The organism is Aquirufa originis (assembly GCF_042714495.1).
In the GTDB taxonomy this organism is placed as follows: Bacteria; Bacteroidota; Bacteroidia; order Cytophagales; family Spirosomataceae; genus Aquirufa; species Aquirufa originis.
This window is the reverse complement of record NZ_JBBKXY010000003.1, coordinates 315,740-338,590: the sequence shown is the minus strand read 5'-3', so window position 1 is coordinate 338,590 and position 22,851 is coordinate 315,740. Positions and strand designations below refer to the sequence as shown.

The following is a 22,851-nucleotide window of genomic DNA, read 5'->3' as shown; positions in this document are numbered from 1 at the left end:
AGAGTAGAGATTATAGAGTATAGATAATAGAGAACAATATCTCTACTCTTTACTCTCTTATCTCTAATCTAAACTTTGTAAATTAGAATTTTAAATAGGTATAAATGAAAGTAATCCAAGTAGTCGGCGCTCGCCCTAATTTCATGAAAGTAGCACCGCTACATCGTGCGATCCAAAAATTAGCCGGATGGACATCGAAGATCGTTCATACGGGTCAGCATTTTGACGCTAAGATGAGTGATGTGTTTTTTACGCAACTGGAATTACCTACACCGGATTTCTTCCTAGGAATTGGGGGTGGAAGCCACACGGAAGTGACTGCCAAGATTATGGTCGCTTTTGAGAAAATTGTAGAAGCGGAACAACCAGACTTGATTATTGTGGTGGGAGATGTTACTTCGACTTTGGCCTGCACCTTAGTTGCCATCAAAATGGGAATCAAAGTGGCTCACGTAGAAGCGGGATTACGCAGCTTTGACCGGACGATGCCAGAGGAATTAAATCGTATCTTGACGGATAGCGTGGCGGATTATTTATTTGTGACAGAAGAAAGCGGATTGCAACACTTGAAAAATGAAGGCGTGGCAGATGAACGTGTATTTTTCTCCGGCAATGTGATGATTGACTCGCTGGTGCGTTACCAAGAGAAAGCGAAAACCACCACCATATTGGAAGACCTCGGACTAGCGACTAGTGACTCCCGACTATCGACTGCCGACTCCGGCCTAGCGACTGCCGACTCCCGACTATCGACTAACAACTACATCGTCATGACCATGCACCGCCCAGCGAATGTGGACACGAAAGAGGGTCTTGAATCCATTCTGGAATTAATTGAATTAAGCAGCAAGGATACGAAAATCATCTTCCCTATCCACCCGAGAACACGGGCGCATATGGAGAAATTTGGCTTAGCGGAACGATTAGATCAGGCGCAAAACTTGATTATGACCGAGCCTTTGGGCTATTTAGAATTCATTCAATTGATGTCCAATGCCACAGCGATATTAACCGATTCAGGCGGCATTCAAGAGGAAACGACCTACTTAGGAGTTCCATGCTTAACCTTCCGTGATTCGACGGAACGGCCGATCACGGTGACTTTAGGAACGAACCAATTATTATCGGATTTAGATCCGAAGAAAACCTATGCTGCCTTGCAAGAGATATTGGCGGGCAAGGTGAAGAAAGGAAGTATTCCTCCGCTTTGGGATGGAAAAGCAGCCGAAAGAATAGCCGCTCAACTAGCTGAAATTTTTGCTTAATGTCTTTTAAAAAGCTACATATCGTCCTCCTCTCCTACCACGACAGCAATGGCGGGGCTGGGATTGCAGCGGGTAGATTGAAAGTAGCTTTGGAAAAAGAAGGGCATCAAGTGGACTATATCGTTCGAGAAAAAGGGAGCACATCCAATGCCAAAAAATTCGGTAACGGCCTAATTTCTTGGTTGAAATTCATTGCAGAGCGCTTGTTCTTTCTGCGATTCGAAAAAGATAAATCGATTCGATTCCTATTCAATCCGGGTGTGTTTGGGAGTGATATTTCAAGACAACCGCTGATTCAACAGGCAGATATTGTGCATTTGCATTGGGTGAATTTTGGCTTTTTATCTGTGAGCGATATTGCTCAACTGACTAAGCTTAATAAACCTGTTTTCTGGACCCTGCACGATATGTGGGCCTTTACGGGAGGATGTCACCACAGTGGGAATTGCGAGCATTTTCAACAAAGCTGTGGAGATTGTAAATTCTTGAAAAATCCAAATCCGACTGATCTTTCGCACCGAATGTGGGAGGCTAAGAAAACGGGGTTTGCGGAGAAAAACCTACACATCATCACTTGCAGCGATTGGCTGGGAAATAGAGCGAGGCAAAGCAGCATTTTGGGAGGTCACTCGATTAAAACCATTCCAAACGCGATTGATACGGAATTCTTCTCACCTACTGCTACTAACTTAGGATTAAATCCGAACAAGAAATATGTCCTTTTCGTGGCGATGCGTGTGAATGCACCCGCTAAAGGGTTTCACTTATTGAAAGAAGCCTTGCAGTATTTAGATGCTGATACAACCGAACTACTCATCGTGGGTGGAGAGTTGACCGAGGAATTACCTTTGAAAGCTCATAATTTAGGGCAGATTTCAGACCCAGCGAAAATGCGCGACATCTATGCGGCGGCAGATGCATTTGTCACTCCCTCTTTGGAAGAAAATCTACCCAATACAATCATGGAAGCGATGGCCTGCGGCACGGCCTGCGTCGGATTCGAAGTGGGAGGAATCCCAGAGATGATTGAACACGAAGTGACAGGGTATGTGGCTCAGGCATTTGACCCAAAAGATTTGGCAAAAGGAATTCAGTGGAGTTTAAACAACAAAAAAGCGGGACCAAAATCCAGAGAACGCGCGCTACAATTATACGACCAAACCATCGTTGCCCAACAACACCTTGCTTATTATGCCCAAGCTTAGTATTATCACCATCACCTACCAGGCTGAGGCCTATATCGAACGTACGTTGAAAAGCGTCTTCGAACAGGGGTGTGCAGAGGAAATCGATTATATCGTGGTGGATGGGGCGTCGAAAGATCAAACGTTGTCCATCATTGAGGCGAATAAAACTCAGATAAACCAATTCATTTCTGAAAAAGACAAAGGGATTTACGATGCGATGAATAAAGGATTGACGTTGGCCAAAGGAGATTATATCCTGTTTTTGAATGCTGGGGATACTTTTGCATCGGCAACGACCTTGAAAAACCTATTGCACGAACTAGCCGGAAATCCCGATGTGTTGTATGGAGAAGCAGTTTTCGTGAATAATGAAGGACAGTCTTTGGGTCTTCGCAGTGAGGTGACGCCTCATCGATTGCCTGCTCAATTAAGCTGGAGAGATTTCAAGAATGGCATGCTTGTTTGCCACCAGGCCTTTATTGCGAAGCGTAGCATTGCTCCCTTCTTTAATCTTGAATATCGTTTAAGTTCAGACATCGATTGGGAGATTCAGGTATTGAAAAAAAGCAGTTCCGTCGTTAGATCCGCAGCTCCTATTTGCACCTATTTAATAGGAGGAGCTTCAGTTCAAAACCTCAAGAGATCCTGGGAGGAAAGATACCAAGTATTAAAATCGCATTTCGGATTTTTACCTAATTTAATCAACCACTTGGTAATCATTACCAGAGGATTGATTTTTGCCCTAAAAAAACAGGGGAAGTATTGGTAAATCTGCTATATTTGTTCCTATGAGATTTCGCTTTGTCCTTCTTTTTATCGCGATTACATTCGTCAGTTTTGGCCAAAAATTCCGCTTTAATTCGAGTGTGGGAACCTCATTCATTTCGTGGCATGAACAACAAATGACCTTAGATTTCGCGGCAGAAATCACGTTCCAAAACCCAGAAAAAAATCGCAAGACATTCATCGCAATGAAAACAATGGGGAATCTAACGGGTACAGCAATAGATCGCCAAACCTATACATTCATTGAACCTCCGATGAACAATTTCAACGAACCTATTCTACTTAATGAAGTATTACAGGCCGGATACCGAGGCGGAGAAGCGGAAGTGGGTCTGATGTGGAATACAAATAAACGCAAATCAAACGTTCATCTAACTCCTATTTTGAGTTTATATAGTAGATCTTTGGCTAGAAAAATTAGCTCTTTAAGGTCTGAATATATCGAGGAAGAAAAATATTCTTTGCACGGAATTAGTGGAGGACTGGGACTAGTTATCCCGGGAAAAACATCCATCCAATTTCAAGCCCAAGTATTTGAACCATTGTATGAGGAGGTAACCTTGTACGGCCGCTATGTGGGCGTTCCATACCAATCCTTAGTTTCTGACAAGCACTTGAATTTCAAGGCTAAAATCCAGGTTATTAAAGGTAAATTTGGCTGGACATTGAACCTTGAAACACTCAATCTAGGCGGTGCAGAAAATCCCAAATCAAAATCGATCAAAGCTTCTCAAGCAATCATTCCTTCTACCTTGCTAACTTATTTCTTCTAAGATGAAGAAATTCTTACTGCTCCTTTTTTGTCTTCCTGCTTTAGCTCAAAAAGATTCTACGAAAGTCCTCGATGAAGTAAAAGTCTATGTTTTTGAGCAAAAACGATCCGCTTTAATTACGCCGGATTCCTATATACGCTCTGCAGATTTGCAACGTTTTAGTTCCACCCAGTTTGTATCTACGCTTAATTCCATGGCAGGCGTTCGAATGGAAGAACGTTCCCCGGGCAGTTATCGAATTGCGATTCGGGGCAGTTCATTGCGTGCACCTTTTGGGGTACGTAATACCAAAGTCTATTGGAATCAAATTCCCTTTACGGATGCCGGAAATAATACTTACATTTCTCTGTTAGAACCGGCTTTATTTTCATCTCTCACGGTTACAAAAGGCCCATCGGCCGGAATTTACGGGGCAGGTACCGGAGGTGCGCTTTTATTTGAAAGTGAACCACGGGGAAAGGCTTTGAGCGCTGAGACGGTTTACCATTCTTTGGGGGGAATGAAAACGGCCATCGATTTATCCGCAGAAAACCACCGACTTTACGCCTCCTTTAACCTGCAAGAGGGTTATCGAGCACAATCTGCGATGAAGAAGCAATGGATCTCCTACGAATTCCACCACAGCTTTACGAAAGATCTTAACCTAGATCTAAGCACCTATTATGTGGATTTAGCGTACCAAACTCCGGGAGGTCTGACAAAAGCACAATTCCTCGCTAATCCTCAGCAAGCTCGACCTGCGGCTGGCGCTTTCAAGAGTGCGCAACAGCAAGGGGCGACCTTTAAAATAAAAAGCTATGGTTTAAGTGCTAGGGCATCTCAAGTGCTGAATAACCTTTGGGCTTGGGATTTGAGTCAGGCGATACAAGTGAATGATATCGAAAATCCGACGATACGGAATTATGAAGTTCGCCATGAACCCAATTATTCCATGCGAGGAGTGTTGCATAGAAAAGGGATTATTAGCAGCGACCTAGGATTTGAATACCAAGCGGGACAGATGAATAGCTCGACTTTTGGGAATCGAAACAGTGTAAAAGACACCTTGCAACTGACCCAAAATACCCATGTCCAGCAAGGAAGCCTTTTCTTACAAAATGAATATGCCGGGTTAACGAATTGGCTCTTTACTTTCTCTTGTAGCTTAAGCAGCTATTGGACAGAATATATAGGAAACGAAGCCATCTTCTCGCCTCGTTTGGCCATCTTACATAAATTAGGAGTACACCAAAGTATCGTCGCCAAAGTCGCCCATGGTTACTCACCTCCCAGCATTTCAGAAATGCGCCCATCCACAGGCGTGATAAACACCTCATTAAAGGCAGAGAAAGGCTGGAACCACGAAATAACTTACCGAGGCAAATACACGAAATTCAACTGGGATTTGAGCATATATCAATTTAACCTAGACGAAACTATTGTGGTTCGAAGAGCCGCTGATGGGTCAGACTATTTTACGAACGCTGGTTCTACGACCCAACAAGGTTTGGAATTAAGTAGTACCTGGATGCTCCACCCTACTTTGACAGTAGAACAATCGCATACCTGGCAAAACTTTCGATTTGCGAATGGGAATTTCTTAACGGGAACAACTCCTTACCAGCAGGCAACTACACTCGTTTGGCGACACCCATCAGGAATAAGTCTGGTGCAAAATTTTCAGTTTGTGGATTATCAATTCCTGAATGACTCAAATACGGAGCAAATGGGATCTTATCGACTTTGGAACACAAAAATAAGTTATGCGCAGAAACGCTGGACACTTTGGGCAGCGGCTGATAATATGGGTGATGAGCGTTATTCGTCAGGACCGGATTTAAACGCCACAGGAGGACGCTTTTACAACCCATCTCCCGGCAGAAACTTTCACATCGGCTTACAACTTAACCTAGCCTATTCGCGTTAAGTCGCTCCATTAATTCAGCTAAATGGGAATCACTCACTGCGATTTCGTAATTACCGATTTTAATGCGTTGCTGCTTAATCGATTCGATCTTCTGAAGATTCACGATAAATGATTTGTGCACGCGCATGAAACCATGTGGCATGACTTTAGCCTCTACACTTTTCATTGTTTGTTTGGTCAAAATAGGAAAACGCTCTCCCTCCACATAAATCTTCACATAATCTTTCAAACCCTCCACATGTGTCACCATGGGAATCGAAATTCGTACGAGTGAATATTCCACATTCACAAAAAAGAAGTCCTCTAGTGGCTCCTTTTCAACCACCGTTTTACCTACAAAAATATGATACGCCTTATTTGCACTTAAGGCAAACCGATCTAAACTCACCGGTTTCATTAAGTAGTCTACAGCGTCCAGATTATAACTTTCCACTGCATAATTCGCATAAGCAGTCACGAAAATCACGAGAGGTTTAACGGCCAAAGAAGACAAGAACGACGTCCCTAACAAGCCCGGCATTTGAATATCCAAGAAAAGTAAATCGACCTGCTCCTTTTGCAGCACTTCCATCGCCTCGAACGCATTCGAACAAGAACCCACTAGATTCAAAAATGGAATTTGCTTCACATTTTCCTCTAGCAACTTGCGGCCCATCACTTCGTCGTCCACGACAACGCAATTCATCTTTACCATCTTATTTCAATGTTAAGTGTAGATCCACCGAGAAATTCGCGTCGTCCTCTTCAATAACTAATTCGTGTTTTTTCGGATATAATAATTCCAAACGACGCTTCACATTCTTCAACCCAATTCCAGAACTAGGGTCTTTGAAAACCTGTTCTTCTTTTCCCTTTTTATTCTTAACCTGAAAATGCAAACCGTGATCGGTCGTTTCTAGCGTAACATAGATAAACGGCTTATCCACTAAACCCACCCCATGTTTTACCGCATTTTCCACAAAAGGGATTAATAACATTGGCTCAATTAAATGACCTGCACCATCTCCATTCACTTGGAATTTAAAATCGACATTCCCGTCAAAGCGCATTTTTTGGAGATCAATATAATTCTCTAAATAGGCAAATTCATTAGTCAATGGAACCATCGTTTGATCGGAATCATACAACATATACCGCATCAGAGAAGACAAACGCATGGTTACATCTTCTGCTTTTTCAGAGGCTTTGGTCCGTATCAAATACACAATACTATTCAGAATATTAAAGATAAAATGTGGACTAATCTGAGAGCGCAAAAACGCTAACTCTGATTTCAACTGCTCATTTTTCTGTTCTTCCTTGTTCGCATCTTGCTCTAAAAACTCTAACAACAAACCATAGGCAGACGCAATCGCGGAAACCATGATGAGCGGGAATACCCCTAAAATCTCAGGGGCTGTACCGTGTTCATGTTCAAACTCTAAAAAAGTATGATGGAACAATGTTTGCATCAAGAAGAATCCCACATTCGTCACAATCAAACTCAATAAAAACAACCATATCCCCTTTTTCTTGAAAACAAACGGTATCAACAAAAGCGTAATCACATAAAACAACGGCATCACCGTAATTAACTCTACCCAGATATGCTCTGAGAATTCTGGATTATCATGCGGATGCGGATGAGCCACCTCGTGCGTTTGGTGGACAGGACTTAACAAAGGCAAACCTACCCACATCCCCCAAAGAATCAGGTTAAACAACACCTGAAAGGTGCGCTTCGTTTTCCTATAATTAATAGCCTGCCACATAGCACAAATGATTTTTACAAATCTAGCCAAATAAGCGGAATCCACCACTTCTCTTCATCGATACAATAAGTCCTTTAATCTGCTAATAAAGCCCATGCATCTAATTAGAAATATCAAAACATTATAATTTGTACTTTCGTAAAAAAATAAACAACATGAAACATTCAATTCGCCTAATTTTATTGCTGTTCATTGGCTTTCATTCAGTTAGCCAGGCCTTTGGCCAAGAAACGGTATTCAAAATAAAGAAGGATACCACGTCTTCGATGAAGACCCTCTTTAAACCACATAAGCTAACCTCTATCGGAGTATCATTTCAATCTCAAATGCTCTTCGGCAAAGGTGGCCCAGAACGTTCCATGGGATTTCAAGTTCATTTGAACAACAAATTATCTCTAGGTATCGCCTCATTTAATTCAAATCCACGCAATGATGACCCTAATCGCTTTGCAGATGAACCACGCCGTCGATTTAACGCTTTGACAATGGAAATCACCCCTATGGCAAATAAGGTATTTCATTTAAGTTTCCCATTAGCCATTGGACGTATTCAGGAGGAGGCTCCGCTTTATAACTACACACACAGTTATATGAGTTCGATGCCACAGCCAGGACCGGGATTTGGTGGTAACTGGGGCCGAAATGATCCTTACGGAAATGGCCCACGAGCCCTAGGTGTACAACCAGGCATCAACCTTGAAGTGAATCTATTCAAATATGTAAAGGTATTCGGTGGGGCAAATTACCGCTTCGCTTTTGGGGAAGAGAAAACACACGGGATGGCAAAAGCAGCCGGTACGATTGGGGTGAAGGTGGGGGTTTTTGATAAACGCATTCGCTCCGCGAATGCTCATTAGATAATAGAGTAGAAATTATAGAGTATAGATTTAAAGCATAGAGCACAAATTAGATTATAGATAATAGAGTAGAGAGCATAGATATAAAGCACAAAGAACAAAGTCGGAATCCGCTGCGCGGATACGTATGTGAAATGTGTTGCTTGTAATCATTAAAAAAGGGAACCCGAAGGTTCCCTTTTTTAATACAAACTTTATTCTTTATAGAGTATAGATAATAGAGTAGAGAGTAAAGATTTAAAGCATTTTCAAAAGTGGTAGTTCGGTATGAAATTTAAGAAAATATCGCGCAGCGCATTTTCGAATTTCATACCGAAATAGCACACATTTTCGAATTTCATACCGAAATAGCACGCATTTTTGAAAATATTTAAAAGTTTCTTTCCCCTGCTTCCCTCTTTCCTAACAACACCGCACCCACCATCGCCACAAAGAACAAGATAGAAACAAGCTCGAAAGGCAATAAGTACTCTGAATACAAGACTTTACCTAGGTTTTCGACCATACCCGTTTGGGAAACAAAACCTTGCTCCTGAGGAGTTTGGAAGTTATTTTGACGAACTAAAGCGATTAAAACCACTAATAGTGAGCCTGCCACAACTGAGCCAGCTAGCTTCGTAAGGTTCGATTTTGATTCTGGTTGATTCTTGCGCAGATCAAACATCATGATTACGAAAAGGAATAAAACCATGATGGCTCCCGCGTAAACGATGATGTTTACGGCCATCAAGAATTGGGCATTTAACAGGACGTAGTGACCTGAGATGCAAAAGAAAGTAAACACTAAGTACAAGACCGAGTGAATCGGGTTCTTAGCTAAAACGACCATTAGGGCGCTTAGTAAAGTTAAACCTGAAAGAAAATACCAAATATTAGAAATCTCCATAAGAATTTATTTCCAGCCCTCACGCAAGTAGCGTTGGTCCATTTTTTCAACTAATTTATCTTTCCCGTAAATTACCTCATCGCGGCTACTGAATACAGGAACCATTTGATCGTGGCGTAAGAAGATCGCCTCTTTAGGGCAAGCCTCCTCGCAAAGACCGCAGAAAATGCAACGAAGCATATTGATCTCGTATACTTTGGCATACTTCTCTTCCCGGTACAATTTCTCTTCGCCCTTCTTGCGCTCCTCAGCGACCATCGAAATGGCCTCCGCTGGACAAGCCACGGCACAAAGACCACAAGCCGTGCAACGTTCTGCACCCTGCTCATCCTTCTTCAAGATGTGGTGACCGCGGTAAATCGGCCCTAAATAACGCGTTTGCTCTGGGTAACGAATGGTCACCGGTTTAGAGAAAAAGTGCTTTAACGTGGTCGCCATACCCCCTACGATGGCAGGAAGATACATACGTTCCGCTAAAGTCATTTCGCCTTGCTCGACTACCTTCGATCGGTTACTTAATTTCATATTGCTATGCTATTTTTTTCTTCACAAATAATTGATCGTACACCACGATGCCCGCGATGAAAACGACCACTCCACCGATTCCAATTAGAATCTGTTGGTCTAATAAAATACCTAATCCGGTTACCACCACATTAAACATCGCTAAAGGAATTAAGCCTGACCAGCCTAAGCCCATTAATTGATCGTAACGGAAACGGGGTAATGTCCAGCGCACCCACATAAAGATAAATACGAAGGCCAAAGCCTTTCCAATCAATGCACCCGCACCGATCAACGTCGCTGCAGTCGCACCTAATTGAGCTGTTACAAAATCGATACCAGGATAATCATAGCCACCAAAATAAAGCGTCGCCATTACCGCTCCCGAAATAAACATGTTGATATATTCGGCGAACAAATAGAAGCCTAATTTCATCGAAGAATATTCTGTATGGTATCCCCCGATTAATTCAGTCTCACACTCCGGTAAGTCAAATGGCGTACGGTTACATTCCGCAAAGGCACAAATCAAGAAGATAATAAAGCCCATCGGTTGGTACAAGATGTTCCAGTGACCGTTTTGTTGTGCTTCTACAATTGCTTTCGTAGAAAGAGAACCCGTCATCATCAAAATCGCGATGATCGAAAGACCCATCGCTAATTCGTAGGAGATGTTTTGGGATGCAGCACGAATCGCGCCTAATAAAGAATACTTGTTATTAGATGCCCAGCCACCAATTAAGATGCCATAAACACCAAGCGAAACGATACCGAATACCCATAAAATACCGATGTTCACATCGATACCTTGCAAGTCAAATGTTACATCTCCGATCGTCACCGTATCCCCAAAAGGAACCACCGCCGAAGTCATCAACGCCGTCAACATGGATAAACAAGGGCCCATAATGAACAGCCACTTGTTAGAGTTCGCCGGAATGAAATCCTCCTTCATGAACATCTTCACCGCATCCGCTAAAGGCTGCAAAATCCCAAAGGGACCCGCTCTATCCGGTCCAATACGGTCTTGCATGAAGGCCGCGATCTTACGCTCGAAATACGTTGAATAGGCTGCAATCCCCAAAGTGATCGCGAATACGATCCCGATGAAAGAAGCTTTGGCCAAAAATACTGAATCAAATAAGTCCATCTATTTCTTTTTAGATTTAGGTAAAGCAGGTTGAATGCCTAAAAAACTACGGTCACGATCATCATTGATTTGCTTGTAATCGCGCGCCGCCTGTAACACTGGGAACGCTGGCTTAATCAAATTCGCACCATATTTATTCGCTGAGATCACCGAATGACGAGACACGTTCGTCGGTCCTTCGATCACCCAATCAGACGTCTTTTTCTTGTCAAAACGACAGCCATTACAAATGAAATCCGTTACTTCGCCCCACATGTTCTTGCGACCCGTCACGCGAATTACTTCCTCACCTTTGTACCAGATCGTAGCTTTCCCAGAACATTTCTCACACTCGCAATGTGCATCGACTGGCTTCGAGAACCACACACGGCTCTTGAAACGGTAGGTTTTATCGGTCAATGCGCCCACTGGACACACATCAATCACGTTACCAGAGAAGTCGTTATCAATCGCTTTCTCGATGTAAGTACTGATTTCCGCGTGATCTCCGCGGTGCATCACCCCGTGAACACGGCCATCTGTAATTTGATCTGCTGTATACACACAACGGTAGCACAAGATGCAACGGTTCATGTTCAGCTGAATGTTTGGACCTAAATCCGTCGGCTCGAATGTATTACGCTCTTCTACTGTACGAGTCGATGAAACACCGTGCTCGAACGAGAAGTCTTGCAAGTGACATTCACCCGCTTGGTCACACACGGGGCAATCCAATGGGTGATTTAATAACAAGAATTCCACGATGCCCTTGCGTGTTTCTAACACGTCTTCGTTCACCGTATTTTCCACGATCATCCCGTCTTGAACGGCTGTAATGCAGGCTGGAACTAATTTAGGCATCGGACGAGGATCTTTTTCAGAACCCGCCGTCACCTTCACTAAACAAGCACGGCATTTTCCACCTGAACCTTTCAAAGGCTCATAATAGCACATAGCTGGCGGAGCAACCTCAGGCCCGATCATGCGAGCTGCCTGCATGATGGTGGTTCCTGGTTCTACCTCAAGGGTGATATTATCTATCGTAACTTTCATATTCGTTAATTTCTGCCAAATTATTTTGTCCAACTAGCCCCCTTGCGCATAAATACCGCGCCTGGTTTTGTCGCTAATTCTGGGTGTTCAATATGCCACTCAAACTCATCGCGGAAATGGCGAATCGCCGCAGCCACTGGCCAAGACGCCGCATCTCCTAATGGACAAATCGTATTTCCTTCAATTTTCTTAGCTACATCGACTAACAAATCGATGTCTTCTTTGCGGCCTTGACCGTGCTCGATGCGGTTTAATACCTTGTCCATCCAACCTGTTCCTTCACGGCATGGAGAACATTGTCCACACGACTCATGGTGGTAGAATTTCGCAAACGTTAAGGTATTGTGAACGATACAAGCTGTCTCATCCATCACCACAAAACCTCCTGATCCTAACATCGTACCGGTAGCAAAACCACCATCCGATAAAGATTCATAAGTCATCAAACGCTTCTCTCCAGCGGCTGTCGTCAAGATTAACTCGGCTGGTAAGATCGGCACAGACGAACCACCGGCTACGACTGCTTTTAATTTATGACCATCGCGAATTCCGCCACACCATTCATCCGAATAGATGAAATCTTCGACCGTAATCCCTAATGGGATCTCGTAAACACCTGGTTTCTTAATGTGACCAGAAGCCGAGATTAATTTCGTTCCTGTACTACGTCCTACTCCAATCGCCGCATAGGCATCGCCACCGTTATTCACGATCCACGAAGTAGCTGCGATAGATTCTACGTTATTCACTACCGTAGGACATTGCCATAAACCTTTCACCGCTGGGAAAGGTGGCTTGTTACGAGGATTACCTCTTTTACCTTCTAATGATTCTAGTAAAGCGGTTTCTTCACCACAGATATAAGCACCACCACCAGGCTGAACAAATAGATCTAGATCGTAACCTGAACCTAAAATATTCTTTCCTAATAATCCTTTATCGTATGCTTCTTGAATCGCTTTCTCTAAGATATTGATCACATACATCAATTCGCCACGTACGTAGATGTACGAGGTATTTGCGCCTAGGGCAAACGAAGAAACAATCATTCCTTCGATTAAAGTATGTGGGGATTTCCACATCAAATAGTGATCCTTGAACGTACCAGGCTCTGATTCGTCCGCGTTGCACACTAAATAACGAGGCACACCCTCAGGCTTAGCCAAAAATGACCACTTCATGCCTACCGGGAAACCAGCGCCTCCACGACCACGTAAACCTGACTTTTTCACTTCTTCCGTGACCTCGTCAGGAGTCATTGTTTTAATCGCTTTTTTGACCGCTGAATACCCACCGTGTTTCATGAACACGTCTATCGTGTCGATGTTAGGTACGTCTATATGTTCGGTTAATATCTTCATCCTAGGCCTTATTTGCTCAGTTCATCTATAATTTCATCCACTTTTTCTTTCGTTAAGTGCATGTAGTATTTTTCGCGGATTTGGAATACAGGACCCCAACCGCAAGCGGCTAAACACTCCACTTCTTTGATGGTAAACTTGCCATCTTTCGTCGTTTCGCCGGTGTTAATTTTCAAACGTTTCTTCAAGTGATCGTATACTTCCACGCCACCCATTAAGCAACAAGGGCCCGTACGGCAATACTCGATCACGTGCTCTCCTACCGGCTCCAAGTGGAACATTGTGTAGAAAGAAGCTACCTCGTACACCTCAATAGGAGAAATGGAAAGTAGGGACGCTACATAATCCATCACCTCTGGTGAGCACCACTTCCACTCTGCTTGCGCTAGGTGAAGAATAGGCAACAAGGCCGACTTCTGCTTTCCATCCGGATAGCGGGCGATAATTTTTTTCACTAATTCCAGCGTTTCTGCTGGGAAAACAATCTTGCTCATGTCTTATGTATCTAACTCTCCTGCAATTACGTTCATCGATGACATCGTTACGATCGCATCTGAAAGGGTGGTTCCCTTGATCATCTCTGGGAAAGCCTGGTAATATATAAATCCGGGACGACGGAATTTCAAACGATAAGGAGTACGACCTCCGTCAGAAACTAAATGGAAACCTAATTCCCCGTTTCCGCCTTCTACTGAGTGATAAACCTCACCTACCGGTGCATCGATCTCCCCCATCACAATTTTGAAGTGGTAGATCAAGGCCTCCATATTGTGGTAGACGTCTTGTTTTTTCGGTAAATAATAGTGGGGAGCATCCGCGTGGTAAGATCCTTCTGGAAGGTTATCCATCGCTTGTTGGATGATGCGCAAACTTTGCCACATCTCCTCTTCCCGCACTAAGAAACGATCATACGTATCGCCTTTTGTACCTACTGGCACATCGAATTCGAAATCTTCATACGAAGAATACGGGTTCATGGCACGAACATCGTAATCAACACCCGCAGCACGTAAGTTAGGACCTGTAAATCCGTAGTTTAAGGCACGCTCAGCTGAAATCCCACCCACGTTTTGAGTACGATCCATGAAGATACGGTTACGCATCACCATGCCTTCGAATTCCTTCAAAGCGGCTGGAAGTTCTTTTAATAATTTTTGGATTTTTTCGATTGCTACAGGCGTAAAATCACGCTCCATACCGCCAAAGCGACCCATATTCGTCGTCAGACGTGCACCGCACATCTCCTCGTAAATCTCGTAGATAAACTCTCTCCATTGGTAAACATATAAGAAACCCGTTAATGCTCCGGTATCTACCGCTAGAATGGAATTACACACAATATGATCCGTTAAACGCGCAAGTTCCATCATGATCACACGCATGTATTGCGCGCGCTTAGGAACTTCGATGCCTAACAATTTCTCTACCGTCATGTGCCAGCCCATGTTGTTAATGGGAGCTGAACAATAGTTCATGCGGTCTGTTAACGTCGTGATTTGATAGAAAGGACGACGTTCTGCGATTTTCTCAAAGGCCCGGTGGATATAACCTACCGTTTGCTCCGCGTCTACGATGGTTTCTCCGTCCATCGTTAAGATGTTTTGGAAGATACCGTGCGTCGCTGGGTGCGTAGGACCTAAGTTTAACGTAGATAATTCATTCACATAAGGTCCCCCTTTTTGTGTTTTATCTAATCCTACATTAGGGCTGTTTACTAAAGCTATTTCAGACATGTCTATTTATTATCGTCCAAACAATTCATCAATCTTATCGTGACGCGTCGCATCCTCTAACGGATATTCTTTACGCATCGGGTGGTAATCCATCTCGTCCATATTCAGGATACGGGTCAAATTAGGGTGACCTTCGAAAATGATACCATAAAAATCAAACGCCTCGCGCTCCATCCAATTTGCCGTAGCAAAAAGGCCGGTGATCGTAGGGAAATTAGGCGCTTCGATAGGCGCATAAGCCTTAATCCAAAGACGCACGTTATTTTCCAAAGAATGTAAGTGGTAAATCACTCCCAATTCTTGCCCTTTCGCGTCTGGAAAGTGAATTCCCGCTAAATCCGTCAAAAACTGAAACTTAAATACCGGGTGAGCATACAAGAAGTGAATCATAGGAACGATATTTTCTACCGCGGTAGTCACCTGCAAAATGCCGTGTGACTCACCTATTCCATATACACCTTCTTCGCCAAACTGCGCTTGAAGCGCCTCGATTATCTTTTCGTTCATCATTATTCGATTCCGTAAGAAGCTAATAAAGCTTTGTATTCTGGTTCGTTACGTCTGCGCGTTGTCTCCTTTTTCGCTAATTCTTGGATCTGCATAAAGCCATCCAAAATTTGCTCCGGACGCGGTGGGCAACCTGGCACATATACGTCTACTGGGATGATACGGTCAATTCCTTGCAGAACAGAATACGTATCAAAAATACCTCCAGAACACGCACAAGCCCCTACTGATAAAACCCAACGTGGCTCAGCCATTTGGAGATATACCTGTTTTACCACCGGTGCCATTTTCTTAGAGATGGTTCCCATCACCATCAAAACGTCCGCTTGACGGGCAGAGAAACTTAAACGTTCCGCACCAAAACGACCTATATCATAATGGGATGCCATTGTGGACATAAACTCAATACCACAGCAAGATGTTGCGAAAGGTAAAGGCCAAAGTGAATTAGCTCGCGCTAAACCCACTAAACTGTCCAAAGACGTAGCAAAAAAACCAGCTCCCTCTATTCCAGCGGGCGCCTCAACGATATTTACTGAAGAATCACTCATTATTTCTCCCACTTTAAAATTCCTTTTTTCAATACGTATAAGAAGCCTACTAATAGCAAGCCCATGAAAACTAACATTTCATAGAAACCGTTCCAAGACAATTGTTTGAAATTAACCGCCCAAGGATACATAAAGACGATTTCTATATCAAATAGCACAAATAGAATGGCTACTAAAAAATACTTCACAGAGATAGGCGTACGCGCATCACCAATCGATTCAATCCCACATTCGAAAGCATCATCTTTCTTTTTAGAGTGTCTTTTAGGACCCAATGCGTGAGTGGCTAACATCGTAGCGACGATAAATGCCAAAGCAGCTGCTAGCTGAACAAAAATAGGAAGGAAATCCTGAGGTTGATAGTTCATTACGAAGGCTTAAAAATTCAAGCCGCAATTTACAGCTAAAAATCTAAATCTGGGAGAAAATTTCAGAAAAGGATTGAATTATTTCAGAAATTTCGTGTAATTTTGTCCTGCAAATAAGGGCACTCATTCAACACCCGGTACAAATTATTTGCTATGCTTGATTCCACTAAATTTCTTTTCGAAGCCTTAACGTACGATGACGTACTTTTGCTTCCCGCTTATTCCGAGGTTTTACCCCGTGAAGTAAGTACTCAATCTCGTTTAACGCGTAACATTTCGCTGAACATTCCCATCGTTTCCGCTGCTATGGACACGGTAACAGAAGCTGATTTGGCGATTGCTTTAGCGCAAGAAGGCGGCATTGGAATCATCCACAAGAACATGACGATCGCGCAACAAGCGGCACAAGTTCGCAAGGTAAAGCGCTCTGAATCAGGGATGATCATCGACCCAGTGACTTTGAAAGACAACTCTACTTTAGGAGATGCACAACGCATCATGAAGGAATTCAAGATCGGTGGCATTCCGGTGATCGATAATGACGGAAAATTAGTGGGTATTTTGACGAACCGTGATTTACGGTTCCAAAAACAAACCGCTCGTCCCGTAAAGGAGATCATGACGAAGGACAATTTGATTACGGCCAAAGAAGGAATCAGCATGGAAGAGGCCGAAAGCATTTTGCAAGAATACAAAATCGAAAAATTACCGATCATCGATAAGAACGGCAAATTGATCGGATTAATTACTTATAAAGATATATTGAAGCGCAAGTCACACCCATTGGCATCGAAAGATCCACTTGGTCGTCTTCGCGTAGGTGCAGCGGTAGGTGTAACACCCGATTTATTAGACCGCGTACAAGCTTTAGTGCAAGTGGGCGTCGACGTTATCAGTATTGATACGGCTCACGGTCACTCGAAAGGCGTCATCGATGCCTTGAAATCAGTGAAGAAAGCATTCCCTACCTTGGATGTGATCGTGGGTAACATCGCCACAGGCGATGCGGCCGTTGCCTTAGCGGAAGCAGGAGCAGATGCGGTGAAAGTGGGTGTAGGCCCAGGAAGTATTTGCACGACGCGTATCATCGCTGGTGTAGGTATGCCACAATTGACGGCGGTGTATGAAGCGGCCAAAGCTTTACAAAAATACGATGTCCCAGTCATTGCTGACGGAGGTATTCGCTATTCAGGTGATGTGGCTAAAGCCATCGCAGGAGGCGCTAGCACCGTCATGATGGGTTCTCTTTTAGCAGGAACGGACGAAGCTCCAGGTGAGATGATCATTTTGGAAGGACGTAAATTCAAATCATACCGCGGAATGGGCTCTTTAGAGGCTATGGAAGACGGATCGAAAGACCGTTACTTCCAAGACGCAGAAGACGACATCAAGAAATTAGTTCCAGAAGGAATCGTAGGTCGCGTACCGTTCAAAGGTTCAGTAACAGAGATTTTATACCAAATGGTAGGCGGATTAAAAGCCGGAATGGGCTACTGCGGAGCTTCATCGATCGAAGCGATGCAACAAGCGAAGTTCGTGAAAATCACTTCAGCCGGTGTGAAAGAAAGTCACCCACACGATGTGAGCATCTCGAAAGAAGCGCCTAACTATTCGGCGAAATAAGATTTTCACTTATTCGTAAAAAAAGCCTCGTTCATCGCGAGGCTTTTTTTTATGCTTGATAATTCTGAATCGTATCCACAAAACACTGAACCTTATCTGGATTAATGTCGGGATAAACACCATGACCTAGGTTCGCAATATAACGCTGCGTCCCAAATTGATCAATCATCCTCTTGGTCTCTGCTTCCACCGTCTTGAAGTCACCATATAAAGCACAAGGATCTAAATTTCCTTGCAATGTTTTGTTAGGCCCCACTAATCGACGCGATTCCGCGATATCCATATTCCAGTCTAAACCAATTGTCGCACAATTAAGTGCCGCCATTTCCTCGCGAGCGAAGAATGCGCCTTTGGCAAAAAGCGTCACCGGAACCTCCGTCACTGCATCACAAATTTGCTTTAAATAAGGAGTTGAAAACACCGAATATTGCGCTGGCGACAAAATCCCCGCCCATGAATCAAAAATCTGAACTAAATTAGCCCCAGCCGCGACCTGTGCTTTCAAATACGAAATCGTAGAATCTGTAATCTTTTGCAACAAAGCGTGCGCTAGTTCAGGCTCGGCATATAACATCTTTTTGGCCTGAGAAAACGTCTTCGACCCTTTCCCCTCTACCATATAACAGAAAATCGTAAATGGCGCGCCGGCAAAACCAATCAAAGGCACCTTACCAGCCAACTCCTTCTTCACGATCTTAATCGCATCTAATACATATTTCAAATCCTGTTCCGGATTTGCATCCCGAATCTTCGCCAAATCCGCTTTCGACCGAATCACCTCCGGAAAAACCGGACCCTTCTGCTCCTCCATCACATAAGGCAAACCCATTGCCTCCGGCACCACTAAAATATCCGAAAAGATAATCGCCGCATCCACCCCAAAACGCGTCACCGGCTGAATCGTCACCTCCGCCGCCATTTCTGGATGCGTTGCTAGACCAATAAATGAACCCGCTTTCGCGCGCACCGCTCTATATTCAGGTAAAATCCTCCCCGCCTGACGCATCACCCAAACCGGGATTCGCTCCACAGTTTGACCCTGTGCGGCACGAAGAAGAAGATCGTTTTGTAGTTTTTCCATATCTGACACAAAGTTAAGGTAAAATAGTCCGAAGGGAAAGAGTCCGGAGGGAAAAAGTCCAGAGAGGAGTAGTCCGTAAGGAAAGAGTCCGGAGTCCGAAGGGAATTAGAGATACTTTACTTCGTTCCGGTTTAGCGACCGCGATAGACCATTTAACATTTTTGAAATTTCAATTAGTTGATTATTACATTCATTATATTCTTCGATTGAAATATAGTTCAATTTAAATCCTAAATAATTCATAGACCGCACTTCACTTGCGGAACCTAACGCAATAAATAAAAATCTTTTAAACTCTTTGTCTGAACTTCGATCAAACCCCTCTGCAATATTATTAGCTATAGAAACTGAGGCTCTTTGAATTTGATTTTTAAAACCCCAATCTAGATTTTTTGCATAATATCTATATATTAAAAGAGATTGATTAATTGATTTTTGCCAAACAAGTAGATCCTCAAATCTAGAAACTCGCATATAGTTTATTTCCTAAACGATTTTTAGGATATCTATTGCATCAGCAATCTGATAAACCCTTACGGACTCTTTCCCACCGAACTTCGGACTCTTTCCCTTCGGACTCAGGTCCTCCGGACTTCGGACTCTTTCCCTTCGGACTATTTTCCTTACCTTTGTCATTCATTAACACACGCCCCATGGCTCAGATTAACGCTAAATTCGTTACCAGTAACACCGACTTTAAGAATTGCCCTCCAGCAAGATTTCCTGAATTTGCCTTTATTGGCCGTTCGAATGTGGGAAAATCATCTTTGATAAATTCGTTGACCTTCCATAAAGGTTTAGCGAAAACTTCACAGACACCTGGAAAAACGCAATTGATTAATCACTTCATTATTGACGAGAAGTGGTATTTAGTGGATTTACCGGGTTATGGTTTTGCCAAAGTCAGCAAGGAAAAACGTAAGGAATTCGAGAAAATGATCTTTGATTACTTGATCCATCGTGAGAATTTGACCTGTTTGTTTGTGTTAGTGGACATTCGTTTGAAGCCGCAGGCGGTGGATATTGAATTTATGAGCCGGATGGTAGAGGATGAAATTCCGTTTTATATTGTATTTACGAAAGCGGATAAGTTATCTCAAAAGCAAGTGAACGAAAGTGTGGACTTATACAAAAACTTCCTATTAGAAATGTGGGATGAATTACCTCCTCTATTTATTACCTCGGCGGAAAAGCACGTAGGTCGCGAGGATATTTTGAAGTCCATCGATGAATTAATTCAAACATCCCCTTACAGAATAGGGAAATAGTACTAATTTTGCCCCCATAACAAGCGAAAAAACATGGATTTATTGAATGAAGTTGCCCATATCTCGGGAAAAAGTGGATTGTACAAAGTGTTAAAACCTACGCGCACAGGTGTGATTGTAGAGACTTTGGACGCTGCAAAACAAAAATCAGTCGTAGGTGGCCAGACACGTATTTCCGTGTTAAAAGACATCTCGTTGTATTTAGATGATCACCAAGATAGCACTTTACCCTTAGCTGATTTGTTCTTACAAATCCACGCTAAATTCAATGGCGTTTTACCTATCGAAGCAAAAAAAGCAAGTGATGCTGAATTATTTAGCACTTTAGCAACCGTAGTTCCAAACTACGATACGGATCGCGTTTTCGCATCAGACATTAAAAAAATCTTGAGTTGGTATTTAATTTTGGTAGCCAATTCGCCCGAATTATTCCCAGCAGCAGAGAAAGCTCCTAAGGCAGAAAAGGCTCCAGCTGAAAAAGCAGAGAAAAAGCCAGCCGCAAAGAAAGCCGCAAAATAATTAGCATGGATATTCGGCCCATTGAATCCGGAGATAATGAAGCACTGGCGAAAGTAATTCGTACGGCTTTGGCGGAATTTGGGGCGAATAAGCCGGGTACGGTCTATTTTGATCCGACGACAGATGCCCTATTTGAATTGTTCCGGACTCCTGGCTCCTATTATTACGTAGCCATCCAAGACGAAAAAGTCATAGGCGGTTGTGGAATCTTTCCCACGGAAAATTTACCACAAGGAACCTGCGAACTGGTTAAGCTCTATGTGGCGAAAGAAGCAAGAGGCACTGGCATAGGAAAACAATTGATGGAGCAATCGATGAGTTGGGCAAAAGAAAACGGCTATACGCATGTGTACCTAGAATCAATGCCTGAATTAAAAAAAGCGGTTTCCATCTATGAAAAAGTGGGATTTGCATCACTTGATCATCCTTTGGGAAACAGTGGACACGATGGATGTGATATCTGGATGCTGAAAGAATTATAAAACAAAAAAGCCCTCAATCAAATTGAGGGCTTTTTTATGCTATTAGATCAATTATTTCAACGAGTTGATATACTTCGCTAATTTAACTGCATCTTCTTTAGGCACGTTAGTCATAGGCGCCATTGGAGGGTAACCTGGCCAGTTAGAAGGTTGTGGCTTTGCAATTAAGGCAACAATCTTATCTACTGAATATTTCTTCTTAGCTACATCTTTGTAAGCCGGACCCACTAAACGCGTATCAGGTTTGTGACAAGCAAAGCAAGTATATTTAGTCATTAAAGGCTTGATGTCTGCTGGAAAATCTTCCGCTTTTGCTTGAAAGCCAAAAGCCATTGTTCCGAACACGAACGTTAAAATAAGTTTAGATACGTTTTTCATAAGAGGTATTTGATTATTAATTCTACAAATTAAGGGATTAAAGCGCTATTATCCCAATTTATTTTGCTTGAATTGCATCTACTGCATTTCGTACGCTGCCATGTTTTTCTAAAAGTTCCGCTGCCACCTCATCACTTACCCCAGTTGCCTCGCGAACCATACGGATCGCGCGCAACACTAACTTGTGATTACTTAACTGCATATCCACCATTTTGTTCCCTCTCACGCGACCTAATTGGATCATAACGGCGGTGGATAACATGTTCAAAACGAGTTTTTGAGCCGTTCCCGATTTCATTCGGGTACTTCCAGTCACGTATTCAGGACCTACCACGACTTCGATAGGGTATTTCGCTTCTGCTGCCACAGCACTCCCAGCGTTGCAAACAATGCAACCCGTTAAAATGCCATGAGCGTTTGCCTCGCGTAATCCACCAATCACATAGGGCGTTCTTCCGGAAGCGGCAATACCTACCACCGTATCAAGTGAATCGATACCATGAGCTTTCATATCAAGCCAAGCCTGTTTCTCATCATCTTCCGCATTTTCTACCGCCTTGCGAATGGCAGAATCTCCACCGGCGATTAATCCAATGACCCAGTCATGAGGTACTCCATAGGTAGGTGGACATTCAGAGGCATCGACTACGCCTAAGCGACCTGATGTTCCAGCACCGATGTAAAACAGACGACCGCCTTGCTTCATTCGCTTGACAATTTCGTGTACCAAAGCCTCCATTGAGGGAATCACTTTCTCTACTGCCAAAGGCACCGTTTTATCCTCTGCATTGATTTGACGCAAGATCGTATCAACCGTCTGTTGCTCCAGATTGTCATACGTAGAGCTAGATTCTGTTGCTAGAGCACTTAAATTTTCAGACAT

The 22,851-nt window shown here is 43.3% G+C and carries 26 protein-coding genes; 10 read left to right on the top strand and 16 right to left on the bottom strand.

The annotated features are described in order from the left end of the window. Positions 1 to 104: 104 nt before the first annotated feature. From wecB to SKC35_RS09885, 5 genes are read left to right on the top strand one after another with little or no spacing between them, the layout of a single operon-like run. Complete coding sequence (wecB, locus tag SKC35_RS09905) at positions 105 to 1,265, top strand: non-hydrolyzing UDP-N-acetylglucosamine 2-epimerase (protein ID WP_377979219.1); 1,161 nt, start codon at positions 105 to 107, stop codon at positions 1,263 to 1,265. After that, positions 1,265 to 2,470 (top strand): glycosyltransferase, encoded by a 1,206-nt coding sequence (locus tag SKC35_RS09900; protein ID WP_377979218.1) that lies wholly within the window; start codon positions 1,265 to 1,267, stop codon positions 2,468 to 2,470. The genes wecB and SKC35_RS09900 overlap by 1 nt, the downstream gene beginning before the upstream one ends. Further along, positions 2,457 to 3,221 (top strand): glycosyltransferase family 2 protein, encoded by a 765-nt coding sequence (locus tag SKC35_RS09895; protein ID WP_377979217.1) that lies wholly within the window; start codon positions 2,457 to 2,459, stop codon positions 3,219 to 3,221. The genes SKC35_RS09900 and SKC35_RS09895 overlap by 14 nt, the downstream gene beginning before the upstream one ends. 19 nt (positions 3,222 to 3,240) lie before the next feature. Next, a complete protein-coding gene (locus tag SKC35_RS09890) occupies positions 3,241 to 4,011 on the top strand; it encodes a hypothetical protein (protein WP_377979216.1) in 771 nt (256 codons plus the stop codon). A gap of 1 nt (position 4,012) precedes the next feature. Further along, on the top strand, positions 4,013 to 5,917 hold the full coding sequence (locus tag SKC35_RS09885; protein WP_377979215.1) for a TonB-dependent receptor: 1,905 nt from the start codon (positions 4,013 to 4,015) through the stop codon (positions 5,915 to 5,917). On the opposite strand, the gene SKC35_RS09880 is transcribed toward SKC35_RS09885, so the two are convergent. Together SKC35_RS09880 and SKC35_RS09875 are read right to left on the bottom strand one after the other, a co-directional pair. Continuing rightward, a complete protein-coding gene (locus SKC35_RS09880) occupies positions 5,895 to 6,602 on the bottom strand; it encodes a LytR/AlgR family response regulator transcription factor (RefSeq protein ID WP_377979214.1) in 708 nt (235 codons plus the stop codon). The genes SKC35_RS09885 and SKC35_RS09880 overlap by 23 nt on opposite strands. A 10-nt stretch (positions 6,603 to 6,612) precedes the next feature. Then, positions 6,613 to 7,668 carry a sensor histidine kinase gene (locus SKC35_RS09875; protein ID WP_377979213.1) on the bottom strand — a complete coding sequence of 352 codons (1,056 nt, stop codon included), beginning with the start codon at positions 7,666 to 7,668 and terminating at the stop codon, positions 6,613 to 6,615. Positions 7,669 to 7,823: 155 nt separating this feature from the next. Here SKC35_RS09875 and SKC35_RS09870 point away from each other — a divergent pair, with 155 nt between their 5' ends. Beyond that, positions 7,824 to 8,525, top strand: coding sequence for a hypothetical protein (locus tag SKC35_RS09870; protein ID WP_377979212.1), 702 nt, complete (start codon positions 7,824 to 7,826; stop codon positions 8,523 to 8,525). A gap of 370 nt (positions 8,526 to 8,895) precedes the next feature. On the opposite strand, the gene SKC35_RS09865 is transcribed toward SKC35_RS09870, so the two are convergent. From SKC35_RS09865 to SKC35_RS09820, 10 genes are read right to left on the bottom strand one after another with little or no spacing between them, the layout of a single operon-like run. After that, entirely contained in the window at positions 8,896 to 9,411 is a 516-nt protein-coding gene (locus SKC35_RS09865) for an NADH-quinone oxidoreductase subunit J family protein (protein ID WP_377979211.1), read from the bottom strand. A 6-nt stretch (positions 9,412 to 9,417) separates the two neighbouring features. Further along, entirely contained in the window at positions 9,418 to 9,936 is a 519-nt protein-coding gene (locus SKC35_RS09860) for a NuoI/complex I 23 kDa subunit family protein (RefSeq protein ID WP_130922897.1), read from the bottom strand. 4 nt (positions 9,937 to 9,940) lie between these two features. Continuing rightward, positions 9,941 to 11,065, bottom strand: a complete 1,125-nt coding sequence (nuoH, locus tag SKC35_RS09855) for an NADH-quinone oxidoreductase subunit NuoH (RefSeq protein ID WP_377979210.1) — start codon at positions 11,063 to 11,065, stop codon at positions 9,941 to 9,943. Beyond that, complete coding sequence (locus SKC35_RS09850) at positions 11,066 to 12,097, bottom strand: NADH-quinone oxidoreductase subunit G (RefSeq protein WP_377979209.1); 1,032 nt, start codon at positions 12,095 to 12,097, stop codon at positions 11,066 to 11,068. A 20-nt stretch (positions 12,098 to 12,117) separates the two neighbouring features. Next, complete coding sequence (gene nuoF / locus SKC35_RS09845) at positions 12,118 to 13,458, bottom strand: NADH-quinone oxidoreductase subunit NuoF (protein ID WP_377979208.1); 1,341 nt, start codon at positions 13,456 to 13,458, stop codon at positions 12,118 to 12,120. 8 nt (positions 13,459 to 13,466) lie between these two features. Next, entirely contained in the window at positions 13,467 to 13,952 is a 486-nt protein-coding gene (locus tag SKC35_RS09840) for an NADH-quinone oxidoreductase subunit NuoE family protein (protein WP_130922893.1), read from the bottom strand. Between the two features lie 3 nt (positions 13,953 to 13,955). Further along, positions 13,956 to 15,191 (bottom strand): NADH-quinone oxidoreductase subunit D, encoded by a 1,236-nt coding sequence (locus tag SKC35_RS09835; RefSeq protein WP_377979207.1) that lies wholly within the window; start codon positions 15,189 to 15,191, stop codon positions 13,956 to 13,958. 9 nt (positions 15,192 to 15,200) lie between these two features. Further along, the gene (locus tag SKC35_RS09830) at positions 15,201 to 15,704 is read right to left on the bottom strand and encodes an NADH-quinone oxidoreductase subunit C (protein ID WP_377979469.1); all 504 of its coding nucleotides are present in this window, start codon (positions 15,702 to 15,704) and stop codon (positions 15,201 to 15,203) included. Then, positions 15,701 to 16,249 (bottom strand): NADH-quinone oxidoreductase subunit B, encoded by a 549-nt coding sequence (locus SKC35_RS09825; RefSeq protein WP_377979206.1) that lies wholly within the window; start codon positions 16,247 to 16,249, stop codon positions 15,701 to 15,703. The genes SKC35_RS09830 and SKC35_RS09825 overlap by 4 nt, the downstream gene beginning before the upstream one ends. Continuing rightward, a complete protein-coding gene (locus SKC35_RS09820) occupies positions 16,249 to 16,617 on the bottom strand; it encodes an NADH-quinone oxidoreductase subunit A (RefSeq protein WP_223131237.1) in 369 nt (122 codons plus the stop codon). Before SKC35_RS09820 ends, SKC35_RS09825 begins: the two co-directional genes overlap by 1 nt. A 153-nt stretch (positions 16,618 to 16,770) precedes the next feature. Between SKC35_RS09820 and guaB the strand changes: the two genes are divergently transcribed. Beyond that, complete coding sequence (gene guaB, locus SKC35_RS09815; protein WP_377979205.1) at positions 16,771 to 18,240, top strand: IMP dehydrogenase; 1,470 nt, start codon at positions 16,771 to 16,773, stop codon at positions 18,238 to 18,240. A 49-nt stretch (positions 18,241 to 18,289) separates the two neighbouring features. Here the strand turns inward: guaB and hemE are convergent, their stop codons facing one another. Continuing rightward, on the bottom strand, positions 18,290 to 19,321 hold the full coding sequence (hemE, locus tag SKC35_RS09810; protein ID WP_377979204.1) for a uroporphyrinogen decarboxylase: 1,032 nt from the start codon (positions 19,319 to 19,321) through the stop codon (positions 18,290 to 18,292). A gap of 105 nt (positions 19,322 to 19,426) precedes the next feature. Then, positions 19,427 to 19,795, bottom strand: coding sequence for a four helix bundle protein (locus SKC35_RS09805; RefSeq protein ID WP_377979203.1), 369 nt, complete (start codon positions 19,793 to 19,795; stop codon positions 19,427 to 19,429). Between the two features lie 179 nt (positions 19,796 to 19,974). On the opposite strand from SKC35_RS09805, the gene yihA reads away from it, so the two are divergent. Genes yihA through SKC35_RS09790 form a run of 3 tightly spaced genes read left to right on the top strand, consistent with a single transcriptional unit; the run spans position 19,975 to position 21,590 of the window. Next, a complete protein-coding gene (gene yihA, locus SKC35_RS09800; RefSeq protein ID WP_377979202.1) occupies positions 19,975 to 20,589 on the top strand; it encodes a ribosome biogenesis GTP-binding protein YihA/YsxC in 615 nt (204 codons plus the stop codon). Positions 20,590 to 20,622: 33 nt separating this feature from the next. Continuing rightward, on the top strand, positions 20,623 to 21,108 hold the full coding sequence (locus SKC35_RS09795; protein WP_377979201.1) for a DUF5606 family protein: 486 nt from the start codon (positions 20,623 to 20,625) through the stop codon (positions 21,106 to 21,108). A gap of 5 nt (positions 21,109 to 21,113) precedes the next feature. Continuing rightward, positions 21,114 to 21,590, top strand: a complete 477-nt coding sequence (locus SKC35_RS09790) for a GNAT family N-acetyltransferase (protein ID WP_377979200.1) — start codon at positions 21,114 to 21,116, stop codon at positions 21,588 to 21,590. Positions 21,591 to 21,641: 51 nt separating this feature from the next. Here the strand turns inward: SKC35_RS09790 and SKC35_RS09785 are convergent, their stop codons facing one another. Together SKC35_RS09785 and murQ are read right to left on the bottom strand one after the other, a co-directional pair. Further along, on the bottom strand, positions 21,642 to 21,923 hold the full coding sequence (locus tag SKC35_RS09785) for a c-type cytochrome (RefSeq protein ID WP_377979468.1): 282 nt from the start codon (positions 21,921 to 21,923) through the stop codon (positions 21,642 to 21,644). 103 nt (positions 21,924 to 22,026) lie between these two features. Next, positions 22,027 to 22,851: an N-acetylmuramic acid 6-phosphate etherase gene (murQ, locus tag SKC35_RS09780; protein WP_377979199.1), complete on the bottom strand. Its 825-nt coding sequence runs from the start codon at positions 22,849 to 22,851 to the stop codon at positions 22,027 to 22,029.